This window comes from Sinobaca sp. SA16-1 (assembly GCF_059510515.1).
This window is the reverse complement of sequence record NZ_JCAKFL010000003.1, coordinates 45,404-58,799: the sequence shown is the minus strand read 5'-3', so window position 1 is coordinate 58,799 and position 13,396 is coordinate 45,404. Positions and strand designations below refer to the sequence as shown.

Annotated in this window: 15 protein-coding genes, 1 tRNA gene and 1 riboswitch; of the genes, 4 read left to right on the top strand and 12 right to left on the bottom strand. The window is 45.5% G+C overall.

Annotated elements, in window-relative coordinates:
- Nucleotides 1-162: 162 nt before the first annotated feature.
- A riboswitch (SAM riboswitch) is annotated at nt 163-276 on the bottom strand.
- Nucleotides 277-487: 211 nt separating this feature from the next.
- The gene (gene pckA / locus AC5W2J_RS08310; RefSeq protein WP_496059012.1) at nt 488-2,086 is read left to right on the top strand and encodes a phosphoenolpyruvate carboxykinase (ATP); all 1,599 of its coding nucleotides are present in this window, start codon (nt 488-490) and stop codon (nt 2,084-2,086) included.
- 36 nt (nt 2,087-2,122) lie between these two features.
- Here the strand turns inward: pckA and ytkD are convergent, their stop codons facing one another.
- From ytkD to AC5W2J_RS08295, 3 genes are all read right to left on the bottom strand, one after another.
- The gene (gene ytkD / locus AC5W2J_RS08305; RefSeq protein ID WP_496059644.1) at nt 2,123-2,596 is read right to left on the bottom strand and encodes an RNA deprotection pyrophosphohydrolase; all 474 of its coding nucleotides are present in this window, start codon (nt 2,594-2,596) and stop codon (nt 2,123-2,125) included.
- A gap of 43 nt (nt 2,597-2,639) precedes the next feature.
- Entirely contained in the window at nt 2,640-3,116 is a 477-nt protein-coding gene (locus AC5W2J_RS08300) for a YwpF family protein (protein ID WP_496059011.1), read from the bottom strand.
- Between the two features lie 69 nt (nt 3,117-3,185).
- On the bottom strand, nt 3,186-4,349 hold the full coding sequence (locus tag AC5W2J_RS08295) for a MalY/PatB family protein (RefSeq protein ID WP_496059010.1): 1,164 nt from the start codon (nt 4,347-4,349) through the stop codon (nt 3,186-3,188).
- 212 nt (nt 4,350-4,561) lie between these two features.
- On the opposite strand from AC5W2J_RS08295, the gene AC5W2J_RS08290 reads away from it, so the two are divergent.
- Entirely contained in the window at nt 4,562-4,924 is a 363-nt protein-coding gene (locus tag AC5W2J_RS08290) for a YhjD family protein (RefSeq protein ID WP_496059009.1), read from the top strand.
- 26 nt (nt 4,925-4,950) lie between these two features.
- Here the strand turns inward: AC5W2J_RS08290 and AC5W2J_RS08285 are convergent, their stop codons facing one another.
- From AC5W2J_RS08285 to yugI, 5 genes are all read right to left on the bottom strand, one after another.
- Nucleotides 4,951-5,142 carry a hypothetical protein gene (locus AC5W2J_RS08285; RefSeq protein WP_496059008.1) on the bottom strand — a complete coding sequence of 64 codons (192 nt, stop codon included), beginning with the start codon at nt 5,140-5,142 and terminating at the stop codon, nt 4,951-4,953.
- A 178-nt stretch (nt 5,143-5,320) separates the two neighbouring features.
- A tRNA-Ala gene (locus tag AC5W2J_RS08280) sits at nt 5,321-5,396 on the bottom strand.
- A gap of 52 nt (nt 5,397-5,448) precedes the next feature.
- Complete coding sequence (locus AC5W2J_RS08275) at nt 5,449-5,670, bottom strand: hypothetical protein (RefSeq protein ID WP_496059007.1); 222 nt, start codon at nt 5,668-5,670, stop codon at nt 5,449-5,451.
- Nucleotides 5,671-5,674: 4 nt separating this feature from the next.
- A complete protein-coding gene (locus AC5W2J_RS08270; RefSeq protein ID WP_496059006.1) occupies nt 5,675-7,027 on the bottom strand; it encodes a glucose-6-phosphate isomerase in 1,353 nt (450 codons plus the stop codon).
- Between the two features lie 157 nt (nt 7,028-7,184).
- Entirely contained in the window at nt 7,185-7,628 is a 444-nt protein-coding gene (gene yugI, locus AC5W2J_RS08265) for a S1 domain-containing post-transcriptional regulator GSP13 (RefSeq protein WP_496059005.1), read from the bottom strand.
- 205 nt (nt 7,629-7,833) lie between these two features.
- Between yugI and AC5W2J_RS08260 the strand changes: the two genes are divergently transcribed.
- A complete protein-coding gene (locus AC5W2J_RS08260; RefSeq protein WP_496059004.1) occupies nt 7,834-9,180 on the top strand; it encodes a sodium-dependent transporter in 1,347 nt (448 codons plus the stop codon).
- A 38-nt stretch (nt 9,181-9,218) separates the two neighbouring features.
- Here the strand turns inward: AC5W2J_RS08260 and AC5W2J_RS08255 are convergent, their stop codons facing one another.
- Both AC5W2J_RS08255 and AC5W2J_RS08250 read right to left on the bottom strand, forming a co-directional pair.
- Nucleotides 9,219-10,406 (bottom strand): aminotransferase, encoded by a 1,188-nt coding sequence (locus tag AC5W2J_RS08255; protein WP_496059003.1) that lies wholly within the window; start codon nt 10,404-10,406, stop codon nt 9,219-9,221.
- Nucleotides 10,406-10,903 carry an Lrp/AsnC family transcriptional regulator gene (locus AC5W2J_RS08250; protein ID WP_496059002.1) on the bottom strand — a complete coding sequence of 166 codons (498 nt, stop codon included), beginning with the start codon at nt 10,901-10,903 and terminating at the stop codon, nt 10,406-10,408. Before AC5W2J_RS08250 ends, AC5W2J_RS08255 begins: the two co-directional genes overlap by 1 nt.
- Before the next feature lie 160 nt (nt 10,904-11,063).
- Here AC5W2J_RS08250 and AC5W2J_RS08245 point away from each other — a divergent pair, with 160 nt between their 5' ends.
- The gene (locus AC5W2J_RS08245) at nt 11,064-11,654 is read left to right on the top strand and encodes a cysteine hydrolase family protein (protein ID WP_496059001.1); all 591 of its coding nucleotides are present in this window, start codon (nt 11,064-11,066) and stop codon (nt 11,652-11,654) included.
- A 61-nt stretch (nt 11,655-11,715) separates the two neighbouring features.
- Here AC5W2J_RS08245 and AC5W2J_RS08240 read toward each other — a convergent pair whose 3' ends face one another.
- Nucleotides 11,716-12,186 (bottom strand): S-ribosylhomocysteine lyase, encoded by a 471-nt coding sequence (locus AC5W2J_RS08240; protein ID WP_496059000.1) that lies wholly within the window; start codon nt 12,184-12,186, stop codon nt 11,716-11,718.
- Between the two features lie 116 nt (nt 12,187-12,302).
- On the bottom strand, nt 12,303-13,379 hold the full coding sequence (dctP, locus tag AC5W2J_RS08235) for a TRAP transporter substrate-binding protein DctP (RefSeq protein ID WP_496058999.1): 1,077 nt from the start codon (nt 13,377-13,379) through the stop codon (nt 12,303-12,305).
- Nucleotides 13,380-13,396 lie beyond the last annotated feature (17 nt).

The following is a 13,396-nucleotide window of genomic DNA, read 5'->3' as shown; positions in this document are numbered from 1 at the left end:
TTTATCCTGCTTATAACTTATCTTGCCGTACTTCTGCCTGCTGCATATTTCATATGCACGCTGCCTAAGCCGCCTTATTATATAGAAGAAGAAGAGAAAGAAAACACAAAACCCCCTTTTCCATGGCGAGGAAAAGGGGGTTTCTATCCGTTCCTTTTTCGCCTCTTATCTTCCAAGACGACAGTCGTCTCTCCAGGTTAGCACCTTTCCGTTTTGTACTTACGGATGGTTGCCGGGTTTCGCAGGGCCTGTCCCTCCACCAGCTCGGGATAAGAGTATCCGTTCGAAAATATGTTACCTTAGTTCCAATCTCTTGTCAAATAAAGCAATCTCCCTTTCTTATCCACAAAAAATGTTTTTCCATTCACAGAATAGCCTGATATATTTTTTGGGAATTTCCATTTGTAGTATAGACTAATGATTTTAATGTGTTATACTAATTAACAATTAGATGATACTATTCAAGAAAAGAAAGGATTTTGCCGCCATGACTACTTTAAATTTTTCCAATGAAATTCACCACCTTCTTCATGGTGACAACATTCATATGAATCTGCCTGTTTCACACCTTGTAGAAAGAGCGTTGGCCAGAAAAGAAGGCATTCTTACAGCCAGTGGAGCCCTTAGTGTAGAAACCGGTAAATATACGGGCCGTTCTCCAAAAGACAAGTTCATTGTTGAGGAAGAGAGCGTACTTAATGATATTGACTGGGGACCAGTAAACCAGCCGATATCCAAACGGGTCTTTACAGACCTTTACAAAAAAGTAATGGCTCATCTTGCTGAACAAAAAGAACTGTTCGTCACTCAGGCCTTTGCAGGTGCAGACCCTGCCTATCGTCTTCCTATCCGGGTGATTAACGAAGATGCCTGGCACAATCTTTTTGCCAAGCAGTTGTTTATCCGCCCGTCGGAAGAAGAATTGCAGACACATGAAGCCGGCTTTACGATTATTTCCGCTCCACACTTTAAAGCGGATCCGGCTGTGGACAAAACGTCCTCGGAAGCGTTTGTTATTATTTCATTTGAAGAACGTATTGTACTAATCGGCGGCACCGAATATGCCGGAGAAATGAAAAAATCGATTTTTTCCGTCATGAACTACCTTCTTCCCCAGCAGAATGTCTTGTCCATGCACTGTTCAGCGAACGTTGGTACAGAAGGCGACACGGCTTTGTTTTTCGGCCTTTCCGGTACTGGAAAAACCACTCTTTCTGCGGATCCGAACCGCTACCTGATCGGCGACGATGAGCACGGCTGGTCTGATAACGGCGTATTTAACATTGAAGGCGGCTGCTATGCCAAATGTATTAACTTATCTTTCAAAAAAGAACCGCAGATCTGGAATGCCATTAATTTTGGAGCAGTGATTGAAAATGTTAAAACAGACAAAGACAGCCGGACTCCCGACTACGATAATGTATCCTTAACGGAAAACACGCGGGCCGCTTACCCGCTTGACAGTATCCCAAATACGATGATGCCAAGTGTTTCCGGGCATCCGTCTACGATTGTGTTTTTAACGGCTGATGCTTTCGGCGTGCTGCCACCTATCAGCAGGCTCTCCAAAGAGCAGGCTATGTACCATTTTCTAAGCGGCTACACGAGTAAGCTTGCTGGAACAGAGCGCGGCATTACGGCTCCGGAAGCTACTTTCTCCACCTGCTTCGGTTCTCCGTTCCTTCCATTGGAAGCATCCCGTTATGCGGAAATGCTCGGAGAAAAAATCGAGCAGCATGAGGTCAATGTATTTCTTGTCAATACCGGGTGGTCCGGCGGGCCATACGGCGTAGGGGAAAGAATGAACCTTGCGTACACAAGAGCTATGGTTCAGGCTGCACTGCAGGGAGAACTGCAGAGCTGTGAAACGGTTAAAGATCCATTTTTCGGTCTGCATATCCCACTTCGCTGCCCCGGTGTTCCCGATGAGGTGCTTCAGCCAAGGCAGACGTGGAAAGATACAGCAGCTTATGATGAAAAAGCAAAAGAGCTGTCTCAGCAGTTTCAGGAAAACTTTAAAAAATTCACTTCAGTGTCTGATAATATCCGTGCAGCAGGCCCGAGTGTATTTGCTTCAGCAGAATAAACAAAAAAAGCACTGCCGGCCAGCGGCAGTGCTTTTTTATGTCCAATTTCTTTGTTTCAATTCGTTCAGGCAGTAAGGAATAACGTCATCTCTCATCAGAAAACTAAAGGATACGTCGTTTTTTAAATCTGCCGGGAGATCCGTGCAGAGCACGGGTCCAAGCGTTTCCATGTAATCTTCTTTTTGGACAAGCTTTTCTACCCGTGCAAAATATACATTTTTGTAGATAACTTCTGCTTTTCCGGTTACTTTGTACTGTCCCAGCCATTCGATGGAAGCAAGCCTGGCTCCCGTTTCTTCCCAGACTTCCCGCACCGCTGCATGCTCCGGAAGTTCTCCAGCTTCCACTTTCCCGCCCGGAAATTCCAATCCGCGCCGCGAATGCCTCGTAAGCAGCCATTTTCCGCTGTATCGACAGATCACCAGTACATGGCGCGGCTCAGAAATAAAAGCACGATCGTTAAATGTCAGCTGTACTTCATTTTTATAATAATCCTGGAATGTAAAAATGTTCATGAAAGGCTCCTTTAGCTTGTGCTCCTGCTGCCCTGCTTTAATTTTTGCTGCGGAACGATTCGAAAATCCGCTGGGCCATTTTCGCTGACCTTATGCTGGAATTCTTTTTGCGTACTTGAAACTCTGCGATCATTTCCGGGCCCGTATAGCCTTCTTCTGCCAGGTCTTCTAAAATCATCTGCGACACATCTTCCTTGCCGCCTGCCATTTTTGCCTTGATTAACAGGCTGATCCCTTCGCTTAAATCAGATTCATCCATTACCGTGCCTGTCATAATTGCCGGTTCATTTCGGGGGTCGGTAATCGTAACTTCCATAACGAGCGGATTTTCCTGGTCTCTGGAATGAATAAACCAGTTCTCCTGGTCCCGGTCCACTACTGCATTAATAAGCCAGCTTCCGTCTTTTTCTTCCCGGTTGATAATTAACCCTTCTTTTAAAGGAATTGGAAGATGAACAATCTGTCCGTTCTCTTGTTCCAGGCATTGAAATGACACTAGCCGAAATGTCTTCATTCTGGTTTCCTCCTGAGTCATTCTATGTAAAAGAGGCCGAAAACCGGCCTCTTTTTGGTGACTGTTATCTTAAAGAGCCTGATACGCTTTATAGAGACGCTGCAGTCCTTCTTCCACGTTCGCACGCGGGCAGGCTACATTGATACGGATAAAGCCCGCGCCTTCTGTTCCAAAGATATGGCCGTCGCTTACAGCAAGCCTGCCTTCTTCACGAAGCCAGCTCTGCTGCTCTGTGGCAGAGAGACCGAGGGCTCTCATATCGATCCAGATTAAATAAGTGCCCTGCGGCTTAATAACATGAAGATCCGGCATGTTTTTTTCTATATATTCTTTAACATATTCTACGTTTCCGCGAAGATATACAAGCAGCTCTTCCAGCCACTCTTCGCCTTCACGATAGGCAGCTTCTGCTGCAGCCGTGGCAAACGGGTTGTTGATTTCTACAAATTCATTTGCCAGATGTTTTTCGTAGGCTTTTCTGGAATCTACCTTGTCAAACACGACATAGGATAAAGACAAAGCTGCCAAATTAAAGGTTTTGCTTGGCGCCATACACGTCATCGTTTCCACTCCGTACTCCTTTGCGATGGTAGAGAATGGAATATGCGTGCCTTCCAGAATTAAATCTGCGTGTATTTCATCCGATACGACAAACACACCATACTGTTTACAGAGTGCGGCTACTCCCTGCAGTTCTTCTTTTTTCCAGACACGGCCGATTGGATTATGAGGGCTGCAGAGTAGAAGCATCTTCGCTCCCTGCTTCATCTGCTCTTCGAGATCTTCCAGATCGAATGTAAATCCTTCTTCTGTTTCTTTTAAAGGATTTTTCATCATTTTTCTTTCGTTATTGTCAATGAGTGCATAAAACGGATAATAAACCGGCGGCTGAATGATCACACCGTCGCCTTTTTCGGTAAATGTTTGAATCAAGTGGCTGATCGCAGGAACTACACCCGGCGTAAAGGCAAGCTGCTCTTTCTCGACTTTCCAGTCAAAACGCTTTTCAATCCACGCAAGCGTTGCTTCCTGCAGGCTCTCAGGTCTGCGGTGGTAACCAAACACTCCGTGTTCTACAATTTTCTGCATTTCATCGAGTACATGCTTTGGCGCCTGAAAGTCCATATCTGCTACCCACATCGGCCATAAATCACTGGATCCGTAGCGCTCTGCGGTAAAGTCCCATTTCATTGAGTTCGTTTTCTTTCTATCGATTACATTTTCAAAAACCATGTCCTGTCGGCCTCCCAATAGCTGTTGTTTTCTTAATCTTTATACATCTTTCTTTAGTTTGCCTCTTTTACCTTCATTTTTCAAGAGGAAGGGGTTGTATCTCTCTTCTCCGTTTTTGGTCCTGTCCTTTGCAGAAATGAAGAGCAAACAGGTTTAAAAGAACGTATGTTCGTGTATAATAATAATAAGAGAACAAAGGAGGGAGATTCATTATGAACGAAGACTGCCAGGGCTTAATCGACAATTATATTTATTCTGTTTTTCTTTTAAAAACGTTACAGCATGACTCCAGGCAGTTAAACGGGCAATTTGCGCTTCAGCTTCACTATCAGTTATATTTCAGGGAATTAATAGAAGACCTGCACCAGCACATTGAACGTCTTGAGCAGGAGATGAAAGAAAAGCAGCTTCGTGTTTTATTCCCGCCGTCTTACAAAACAGAAGTACTGCTTTTCCATGTGGAAATCAACGGATGCTGGCAGGAGCTTTCTATCCCTTCCAAGGACACAAAACGTATAACCGGTAAGTATTTCATCAGCAGAGCCCGTCGGAAAGCCGGTCTTTCCACGGTATAAAAAAGCACAGAATCGGAGGGTTCCTCCTATCCGGTGCTTTTTTGTCTTTGCATTTCTTTTGTCACTTCTTGTTTGAACCCTTCGAATTGTCCCGCCATCTGCATCGTTCGCTTAATGAGACGCATTTCCGCCGTAATCGAATGCGTCGGTTCGTCCAAAAGCTCCAGCAGCATCTGCTCATCTACCAAATGAAGGTAACGATTAATCGCATATTTCATCTGTCATGCCTCCTCCGGCTGTTTTCAATTCCAGGGTCGGGTCTTTTATCTCTGTTACTAAGCTAACGAAATTAAAGCAGAAATGGGTCATAAAACGATGTTATTTTCAGCAGAAAACATAAAAAAACAGCAATGGGCTGAGTGTATCCTCAAACCATTGCTGTTAGTCTTATATGTATGGTGGAGCATAGCGGGCTCGAACCGCTGACCTCTTGGCTGCCAGCCAAGCGCTCTCCCAGCTGAGCTAATGCCCCATACTTGGAACGACAAGTTTTATTATAAGTGGATTTACACCGCGTGTCAACGTTAAAAAATTAATTCCAGTACGATCCACCCCAACGCCGCTGCAATACCGGTAATTAAGGACTGATAGATACTTTCTTTTCGAAATGACTTTTCCCTGACAAGATCAAGAATCATCCAGCCAATAAAGATGGCCAATCCAAATATGAACGCTTCAATAAACATAAGCCCCGCCTTTTTAATAGGAACATCCGTCCTCTGTTTAGAGAACGGATGCTCTGCCATATTTTTATTTTAATCGTTTTTCAAGTTCTGCTTTCTGGTCTTCAAATCCCGGTTTGCCGAGAAGCGCAAACATATTTTCTTTATATGCTTCCACGCCCGGCTGATCGAAAGGATTAACTCCCATCAAATATCCGCTCATCGCACAAGCTTTCTCGAAGAAATACACAAGATAGCCGAAATAGTATTCATTCATTTCTGGTATCTCAACGATAAGGTTTGGCACTTGTCCATCCGTATGGGCCAAAAGAGTTCCCTGGAACGCTTTTTTGTTTACGTAATCAATCGACTCCCCGGCGAGATAGTTAAGACCGTCCAAATCTTCTTTATCTTCTTTGATCAGAATATCTTCACCGGTATAATTAATGTGCAGCACCGTTTCAAAAAGGTTGCGTCTGCCTTCCTGCACGTACTGACCCATGGAATGAAGGTCTGTGGAAAAGTCAACCGCGGCCGGGAACAGGCCTTTATTATCCTTGCCTTCGCTTTCGCCGAACAGCTGCTTCCACCATTCGCTGACAAAGTGAAGCCGCGGCTCATAGTTCACAAGAAGCTCCGTCACATACCCTTTTGCATAAAAAGCCTGACGGATAACTGCATACTGATAAGCATCATTGTCAGCCAGGCTTTCGCCGGCCAGTTCTTTTCTGGCATCCTGGGCGCCCTGCATCATTTTGTTAATATCGAGCCCGGCGGCGGCTATCGGCAACAGACCTACCGCTGTAAGAACAGAATAGCGTCCTCCTACATCATCAGGCACCACAAAGGTTTCATACCCCTGTCCGTCGGCAGATGTCTTGAGTGCCCCTTTGCTTTTGTCTGTCGTTGCGAAGATGCGTTTTGCCGCTTCGTCCTGACCATATTTAGCTTCCAGCCATTCTTTAAATACACGAAATGCAATAGCCGGTTCTGTGGTCGTTCCGGATTTTGAAATTACATTGACAGATACATCTTTGCCTTCAATAATCTCCAGAAGATCCCGTAGATACGCCTGGCTCATTTGATGTCCGGCAAAGTATATTTCAGGACCTGTCCGTTTTTCGCAGGACTGCTGGTTGCGAAAGCTGTGGGAAAGGCTTTCGAGTGCCGCTTTAGCTCCAAGGTAGGAACCACCGATACCAATAACAATCAGCACGTCCGAATGACTGCGGATTCGTTCCGCCGCCTGTTGGATTCTTGCAAATTCCTCCTGATCGTAATCTTCCGGCAGGTCGACCCATCCTAAGTATTCACTGCCCGCCCCTGTTTTTTCATGAATCTGTTTATGCACGGTCGAAACGGCAGCCTGTGCCTGGTGCATTTCTTTTTCATTAAAGAAGTTAAGCGCATTGCTGTAATCCAAACGAATATGATTTGACATGTTACATCATGCTCCCTTCCATTTATATCCTCTATTCCAATGTAAAGAAGGAATGAGGGCAAAGCAAGATTTTTTTCTGAAACAACGCCTCTAATCCGTCAAATGAAGCGTTTATACAAAAAAAAACAGCTGTCCTCAAAGAACAGCTGTTTTCTTTCTACTTGCGGATTCTTTTGTTAAGGTCTGCCTGAATTTCGTTGGACTGCTTCAACCAGTCTTTAAGCTTGTCTTCAAGCGTGTTGAAGCCCTGGCTTTTCTGCTGGACTGGAGCACTCTTGGAAGCGCCTGCATATCCTGCACCGCGGCCGCTGCTTCCGAAATCTTTTCTTTCTTTTCTTTCGGGCTTCTCTGGAGCTTCCTGTGTATCACGGATAGATAGAGAAATTTTCCCGGAAGCTTCTTCAATAGATTTGATCTTAACCTTTACCTCATCACCGACAGAAAGTACGTCATTTATATCTTTCACATACCCATGCGCTACTTCAGAGATATGAACCAAACCTTGTTTTTTTGTGTCAAGGGCAACAAACGCTCCGAAAGGTTTAATCCCTGTTACCTTTCCTTCAACAATGCTACCAACCTCATACTGCTGTACCGTCATGCAAACATCTCCTAACTATTTATTAACTTAATGATTATACCATATTTCCTATTTTCCTGCAATTTGAAGTCTGAATATTTTTCTTGGATAATTAACTTCTTTTTTGATAAACTTCTTGACAACCGGCTGAAAATTCAGCTACTCTTTAACACTGTGTGTAAAACATGACTAAACATTTTTTAATAGAAGAAAGCAGGTATATACAGTGAAACAGGCAAGAGAACAATGGACATCCAAGATTGGATTTATTTTAGCGGCAGCAGGCTCTGCAGTAGGCCTTGGTGCCGTATGGCGCCTGCCTTATGTAGCAGGAACGAATGGAGGAGGCGCTTTTTTCCTGATTTTTCTGTTGTTTACGCTTCTGCTCGGCACCTCTCTTCTTCTTGCCGAGTTTATTATTGGAAGAAAGACGCAGAAAGATCCCATTTCTGCCTATAAAGAGCTGGCTCCAGGTTCTCCCTGGTATTTCATTGGGGTGCTCGGTATTTTCTCTTCCTGCCTGATTCTGTCTTTTTATGCGGTGGTCGGCGGCTGGATTGTTACATACTTATTCCGAAGCCTGTCCGGCGGTCTGACCGGCCGGTCCAGTGAAGAATACGGCGAGCTGTTCGCTTCCATTATCTCCAACCCGTGGGAAGTAGGTACTGCCCACCTCGTTTTTATTATTATTACCATTTTTGTTGTACAAAACGGTATCCAGAAAGGAATTGAGCGGGCAAGTACGATAATGATGCCGCTGTTGTTCATTATCTTTTTGCTGCTCGTTGTCCGTGCTGTCACGCTCGATGGTGCGATGGAAGGCATTTCCTTCTTCCTCATGCCTGATTTCAGCCAGGTTACCGGCGAAACGATATTATTTGCGTTAGGGCAGGCTTTCTTTTCCTTAAGCCTGGGCGTTTCTATCATGGTTACCTACAGCTCCTACCTGTCAAAACAGGACAGCCTGGTTCATTCTGCAGGATCTGTCGTCGGGCTTAGTATACTGATTGCTTTTCTTGCCGGACTGGCTATTTTCCCCGGGGTGTTTGCTTTCGGGCTTCAACCGGATGAAGGTCCGAGCCTTATTTTCACGGTGCTTCCGGCCGTGTTCAGCGAAATTGCTTTTGGCGGGCTGTTTTTAAGCCTGTTTTTGATGCTTTTGTTATTCGCAACGTTAACTTCCGCTTTTTCCCTTTTGGAGATTGTTGTAACGACAGTAGCTAAAAACAATAAGCAGCGCCGTAAAAAAGCAGCCTGGATGGCAGGTCTGGCCGTTTTTCTGCTCGGCATTCCTTCCAATCTTTCTTTCGGCCTGCTTGCTGACTGGGATGTGTTCGGCGATACATTCTTTAATCAAATCGATTTTCTTGTCAGCAACGTTCTGCTTCCTCTCGGGGCGCTTCTCATCTCTATTTTTGTGCCGCTGAAAATGGGAAAAGCCGAACTGAAAAACGAACTGCTGACCGGCTCAAGCCTGCACCCTCGTTACTTTTCCGTCTGGTACTTCCTTATAAAGTACGTTACGCCTGTCGCTATTGCGATAGCAATGCTTGACTTACTTGGAATTCTATAAATAAAAGCGGGCCTGCTTTGTCAGCGGGCCCGCTTTTATTATTTAGCAGCTATTCGTTTGGACAAGAACCTCTCCATGCGGCTTACTGCGGTTTTCAAAGAATCCATGGAGGTGGCGTAAGAACAGCGGACATAACCTTCGCCGCCTTCTCCGAACACGCTCCCGGGAACAACGGCTACTTTCTCTTCCTTTAAAAGAAGTTCTGCAAATGTTTCTGAATCAAGCCCTGTGTTCTGAATGGAAGGAAAGAGGTAAAAAGCGCCTCCCGGCACATGGCAGTCCAGGCCGATCTCTTTAAATGCTTCTATCATATAATTGCGGCGCTGACGGTAGCTGATGACCATTCGCTTTACGTCATCTTTTCCATCGCGAAGCGCTTCGAGCGCTCCAAACTGCGCTAACGTTGAAGCACACATCATTGTGTACTGATGGATTTTCAGCATCGCTGCCGAAATATCCTCCGGCGCACAGACATACCCTACTCTCCAGCCTGTCATCGCAAATGCTTTGGAAAAACCGGATATTAATATCGTCCGGTCCCTCATGCCTTCGATTTTTGGAAAACTGCAGTGCTTCGTATCATAGCTGAGCTCCGCGTAGATCTCATCGGAGATGACCATTAGGTCGTGTTCCTTTATGACCGTGGAAAGCTCCAGCAGTTCTGCTTCTTCGAGAATCGTCCCTGTCGGATTGTTTGGAAAGCAGACAATCACGGCTTTCGTTTTCGGCGTAATGGCTTCTTTCAGTTCCGAAGGCATCAGCTTAAACCCGTTTTCTTTTTTCGTCTGCACGGAAACCGGCACTCCCCCCGCAAGGGAAACAATCGGGGCATAGGAAACGAAGCTCGGCTCCACAATGATTACTTCTTCGCCGGGATCTACTATCGCCCGTACGGCAATATCAATCGCTTCACTCGCCCCTACAGTTACAACAATTTCTGATTCCGGATCATAGGGCGTTTTAAAGCGTTCCTGCAGATAACGGGAGATTTCTTGTCTGAGTTCAAGCATGCCGGCGTTGGCAGTGTAAGCCGTATAGCCGCGTTCCATGGAAAGAATACTTGCCTCTCTCACATTCCAGGGTGTGACAAAATCAGGTTCCCCCACTCCTAACGAGATAACATCTTCCATTGTAGAAGCCATGTCAAAAAAGCGTCGGATGCCCGATGGCTTAATGTGCTGCACGTTCTGCGACAGCCGCTGCTTCCGGCCCGTAGTCGATTCCATTATGGAGACACCACGATTCTTTTATCGCCTTCTCGTTTGTCTCCAAACACGACCCCATCATGCTTATACGTCTTCAGCTGAAAGTGGGTGGTGGTGGAAATAACCGAATCGAGCGCAGATAACTTTTCTGATACAAACCTGGCAATCTCTGTCATTCTGCCTGCTTCAATCGTAACCGATAAATCATAGGCACCTGACATTAAGTAAAGTGCTTTCACTTCCGGGAAACGATGAATCCGTTCCGCCACTTCATCAAAGCCTACCCCTCTCTGCGGCGTTACTTTCACATCAATCATCGCCGTCACCCCTTCATAGCGGCGGACTTTGCTCCAGTCAATAACCGTCGAGTAGTTCAGGATAATATTTTCATTTTCAAGCTTTTGAATCACCTGCTCTACTTCTTCTATTGTCATTGCTGTCATTTTCGCAATGGTTTCTATGTCTAATCTTGCATTTCCTTCAAGCAGATGAAGAATTTCCAACTCTTTGTGATCCATGTTCTACACTCCTCCCTGGACTGCTCTAGCTTTATATAGTCTTATAGTTATCGTCTATCATATCATATTTGCCGGATATCCAGCAGTGAAAAAAAGATTAAACTTTCGCATGTTTGGGGAATAGAGGAATATTACGTATAAAAGAAAGGAGCATGTTTTAATGGGCGAAGAAACCCCACACATTCACCAGAAATCCAATACGGCACTGTTAATTATAGATATGATCAACGATCTTGAGTTTCCCGGAGGAGAGGATCTGCTGCCATACGCTTCTAAAGCAGCCGACTGTATTAATGACCTGAAACAACGTGCAAAAGACCAGGGCATCCCGGTTATTTATGTAAACGACAACTATGGCAGATGGCAGAGCGATTTCCGGGAAATCTACGAAGCCTGCGCAGAAGAAGGCAAACGCGGAAGCGGCGTAACGAAAAAAATGAAACCCGCAGACGAAGACTATTTTGTGCTGAAACCTCAGTTCTCCGCTTTTTTTGCCACCCCGCTTGAACTGCTTTTAAACCATCTCGAAACAGACACGCTTATTATGACCGGCGTATCGGGCGATAAATGCATTCATTTTTCGGCGAACGATGCTTATATGCGCTCCTATAATCTGTACATTCCATCTGACTGTATGGCATCAGATGAGGAAGAAAATAATAAGCTGACGCTTGAATTAATGGAAAATGTAAACGGCGCTGATACTACACCGTCCACCGAGCTTTCCCTGGAGGAAATCAGCCGCAGATAACTAGCCGCCTTTTCAAAAAAAAGAGACTTTTTCGCAATTGCTGCGAAAAAGTCTCTTTTTATTAAAATACCTGTTCGAGTTCTTTTTTGTCCTGATCCAGCCAGAATCTCATCCATTTCTTAGCGCCTTCCAAATCATGAAGCTTTGCCTGGCCGCACTGAAGCTCCGTTGCTGCCGGTACTTCTTCAATAGGAAGAGCCGCATGCATTGTCTTTTCCAGAATATCAATGAGCTCGGATACTTTAGGCTCTCCGTTCATAATAAGGTAAAAACCGGTCTGACAGCCCATTGGAGAAAGATCAATCACTTCAAAGTGGTCATAGTCTTCTGCAAAATCGCGGATGTTTAACGCAAGCAGGTGTTCGAGCGTATGAATAACCGGCGGCTGCAGATTATCCTTATTCGGCTGGCAGAAACGTATGTCAAATTTATTTACCATACCATCTGTGCCAACCTTTTGAAATCCTGCCTGGCGGACGTACGGTGCTTTTACTTTTGTATGGTCTAGTTCAAAGCTTTCTACTCTTGCCACAATAACACTCCTCTTTTATCTGTTCTTATCCACTCATCATACAATGAATAAAGGGAGATGACAAACATAGCGGCATACAAAAACCGAAGCGGGGCCACCGCTTCGGCTGCTGCATATTACTCTATTGTTTCTCCGCCGTCCAGCTCTTCAATTTCGCCTTCAAGCTTTTCTAAAAGGGCAGCGGCATCTTCTCCGCTGTTTTCTGCGAAGAACTCACGCTGTGGTACAGCAAGCTCGCGGAAAGCATCCCGCTGCTCTTCTGACAGTTCTGTTACCTCCGTCGGCGTATCTTCATTTTCTTCTATGTCTGTTAATAGTTCTTCGTTCAGACGCTCCTGAAGGGCGTAGCTTTCGTCACGCATTTCGTCGACTGTCTCATCGATCATGCCCTGAATGTCTTCAGGCAGTTCGTTATAAAAATCAGGATTAACCGTGGTCATTGCCACGTACGTATTATGGTTGGAAATGGTCATGTAGTCCTGCACTTCGTGATAAGAAGAATCCTGAATAAAGAAGATTGGATTTTCCTGACCGTCGACTGTGCCCTGCTGAAGCGCACCATAGAGGTCTCCTGCACTCATCACTGTTGGATCCGCTCCATATGCTTCATACGAACGCTGGTTTAATGGAGAATCCTGCGTTCTCATACGAAACCCTTCAAAATCTTCCGGCTCCGTTAATTCTCTGCTTCCGGTCCACTGGGTGGCGCCTTCTGTCCAGAAACTGAGTGGAAGTACGTTGTTTTCTTCATACAAAGCAGCCAGGTCTTCATTCAAGGCTTCACTTTCGTTTAACAGCTGATGTGTCACTTCCTGATCATCCGGAAGCAGGAATTGAAGCGAGAAGATCTGTCCTTCTTCTACCATCGTTCCTGTAAAGCCCGGCGACACGATTGCAAATTCCACAGCCCCGCTCTGCAGCTGCTCCACCTGATCGACTTCACTGCCCAGTCCGCCAAACTCAAATACATCCATGTTAATACGGCCGTCTGATTTATCGTTCAAACGCTCCGCAAACTCCACGGCATATTCATACTGGACCTGCCCTTCATTTTCCTCTGTTACAAACCGCCAATCGTATGTTTCTTCCCCATCGCCGCCGGCTTCTTCATCACCGCCGCCTCCACATGCTGATAATACGAGTGCTGATACCATTGCTGAACCTGCGAGCCATCCATACTTACTTTTTCTCATTATGTTGTTGTCCCCCT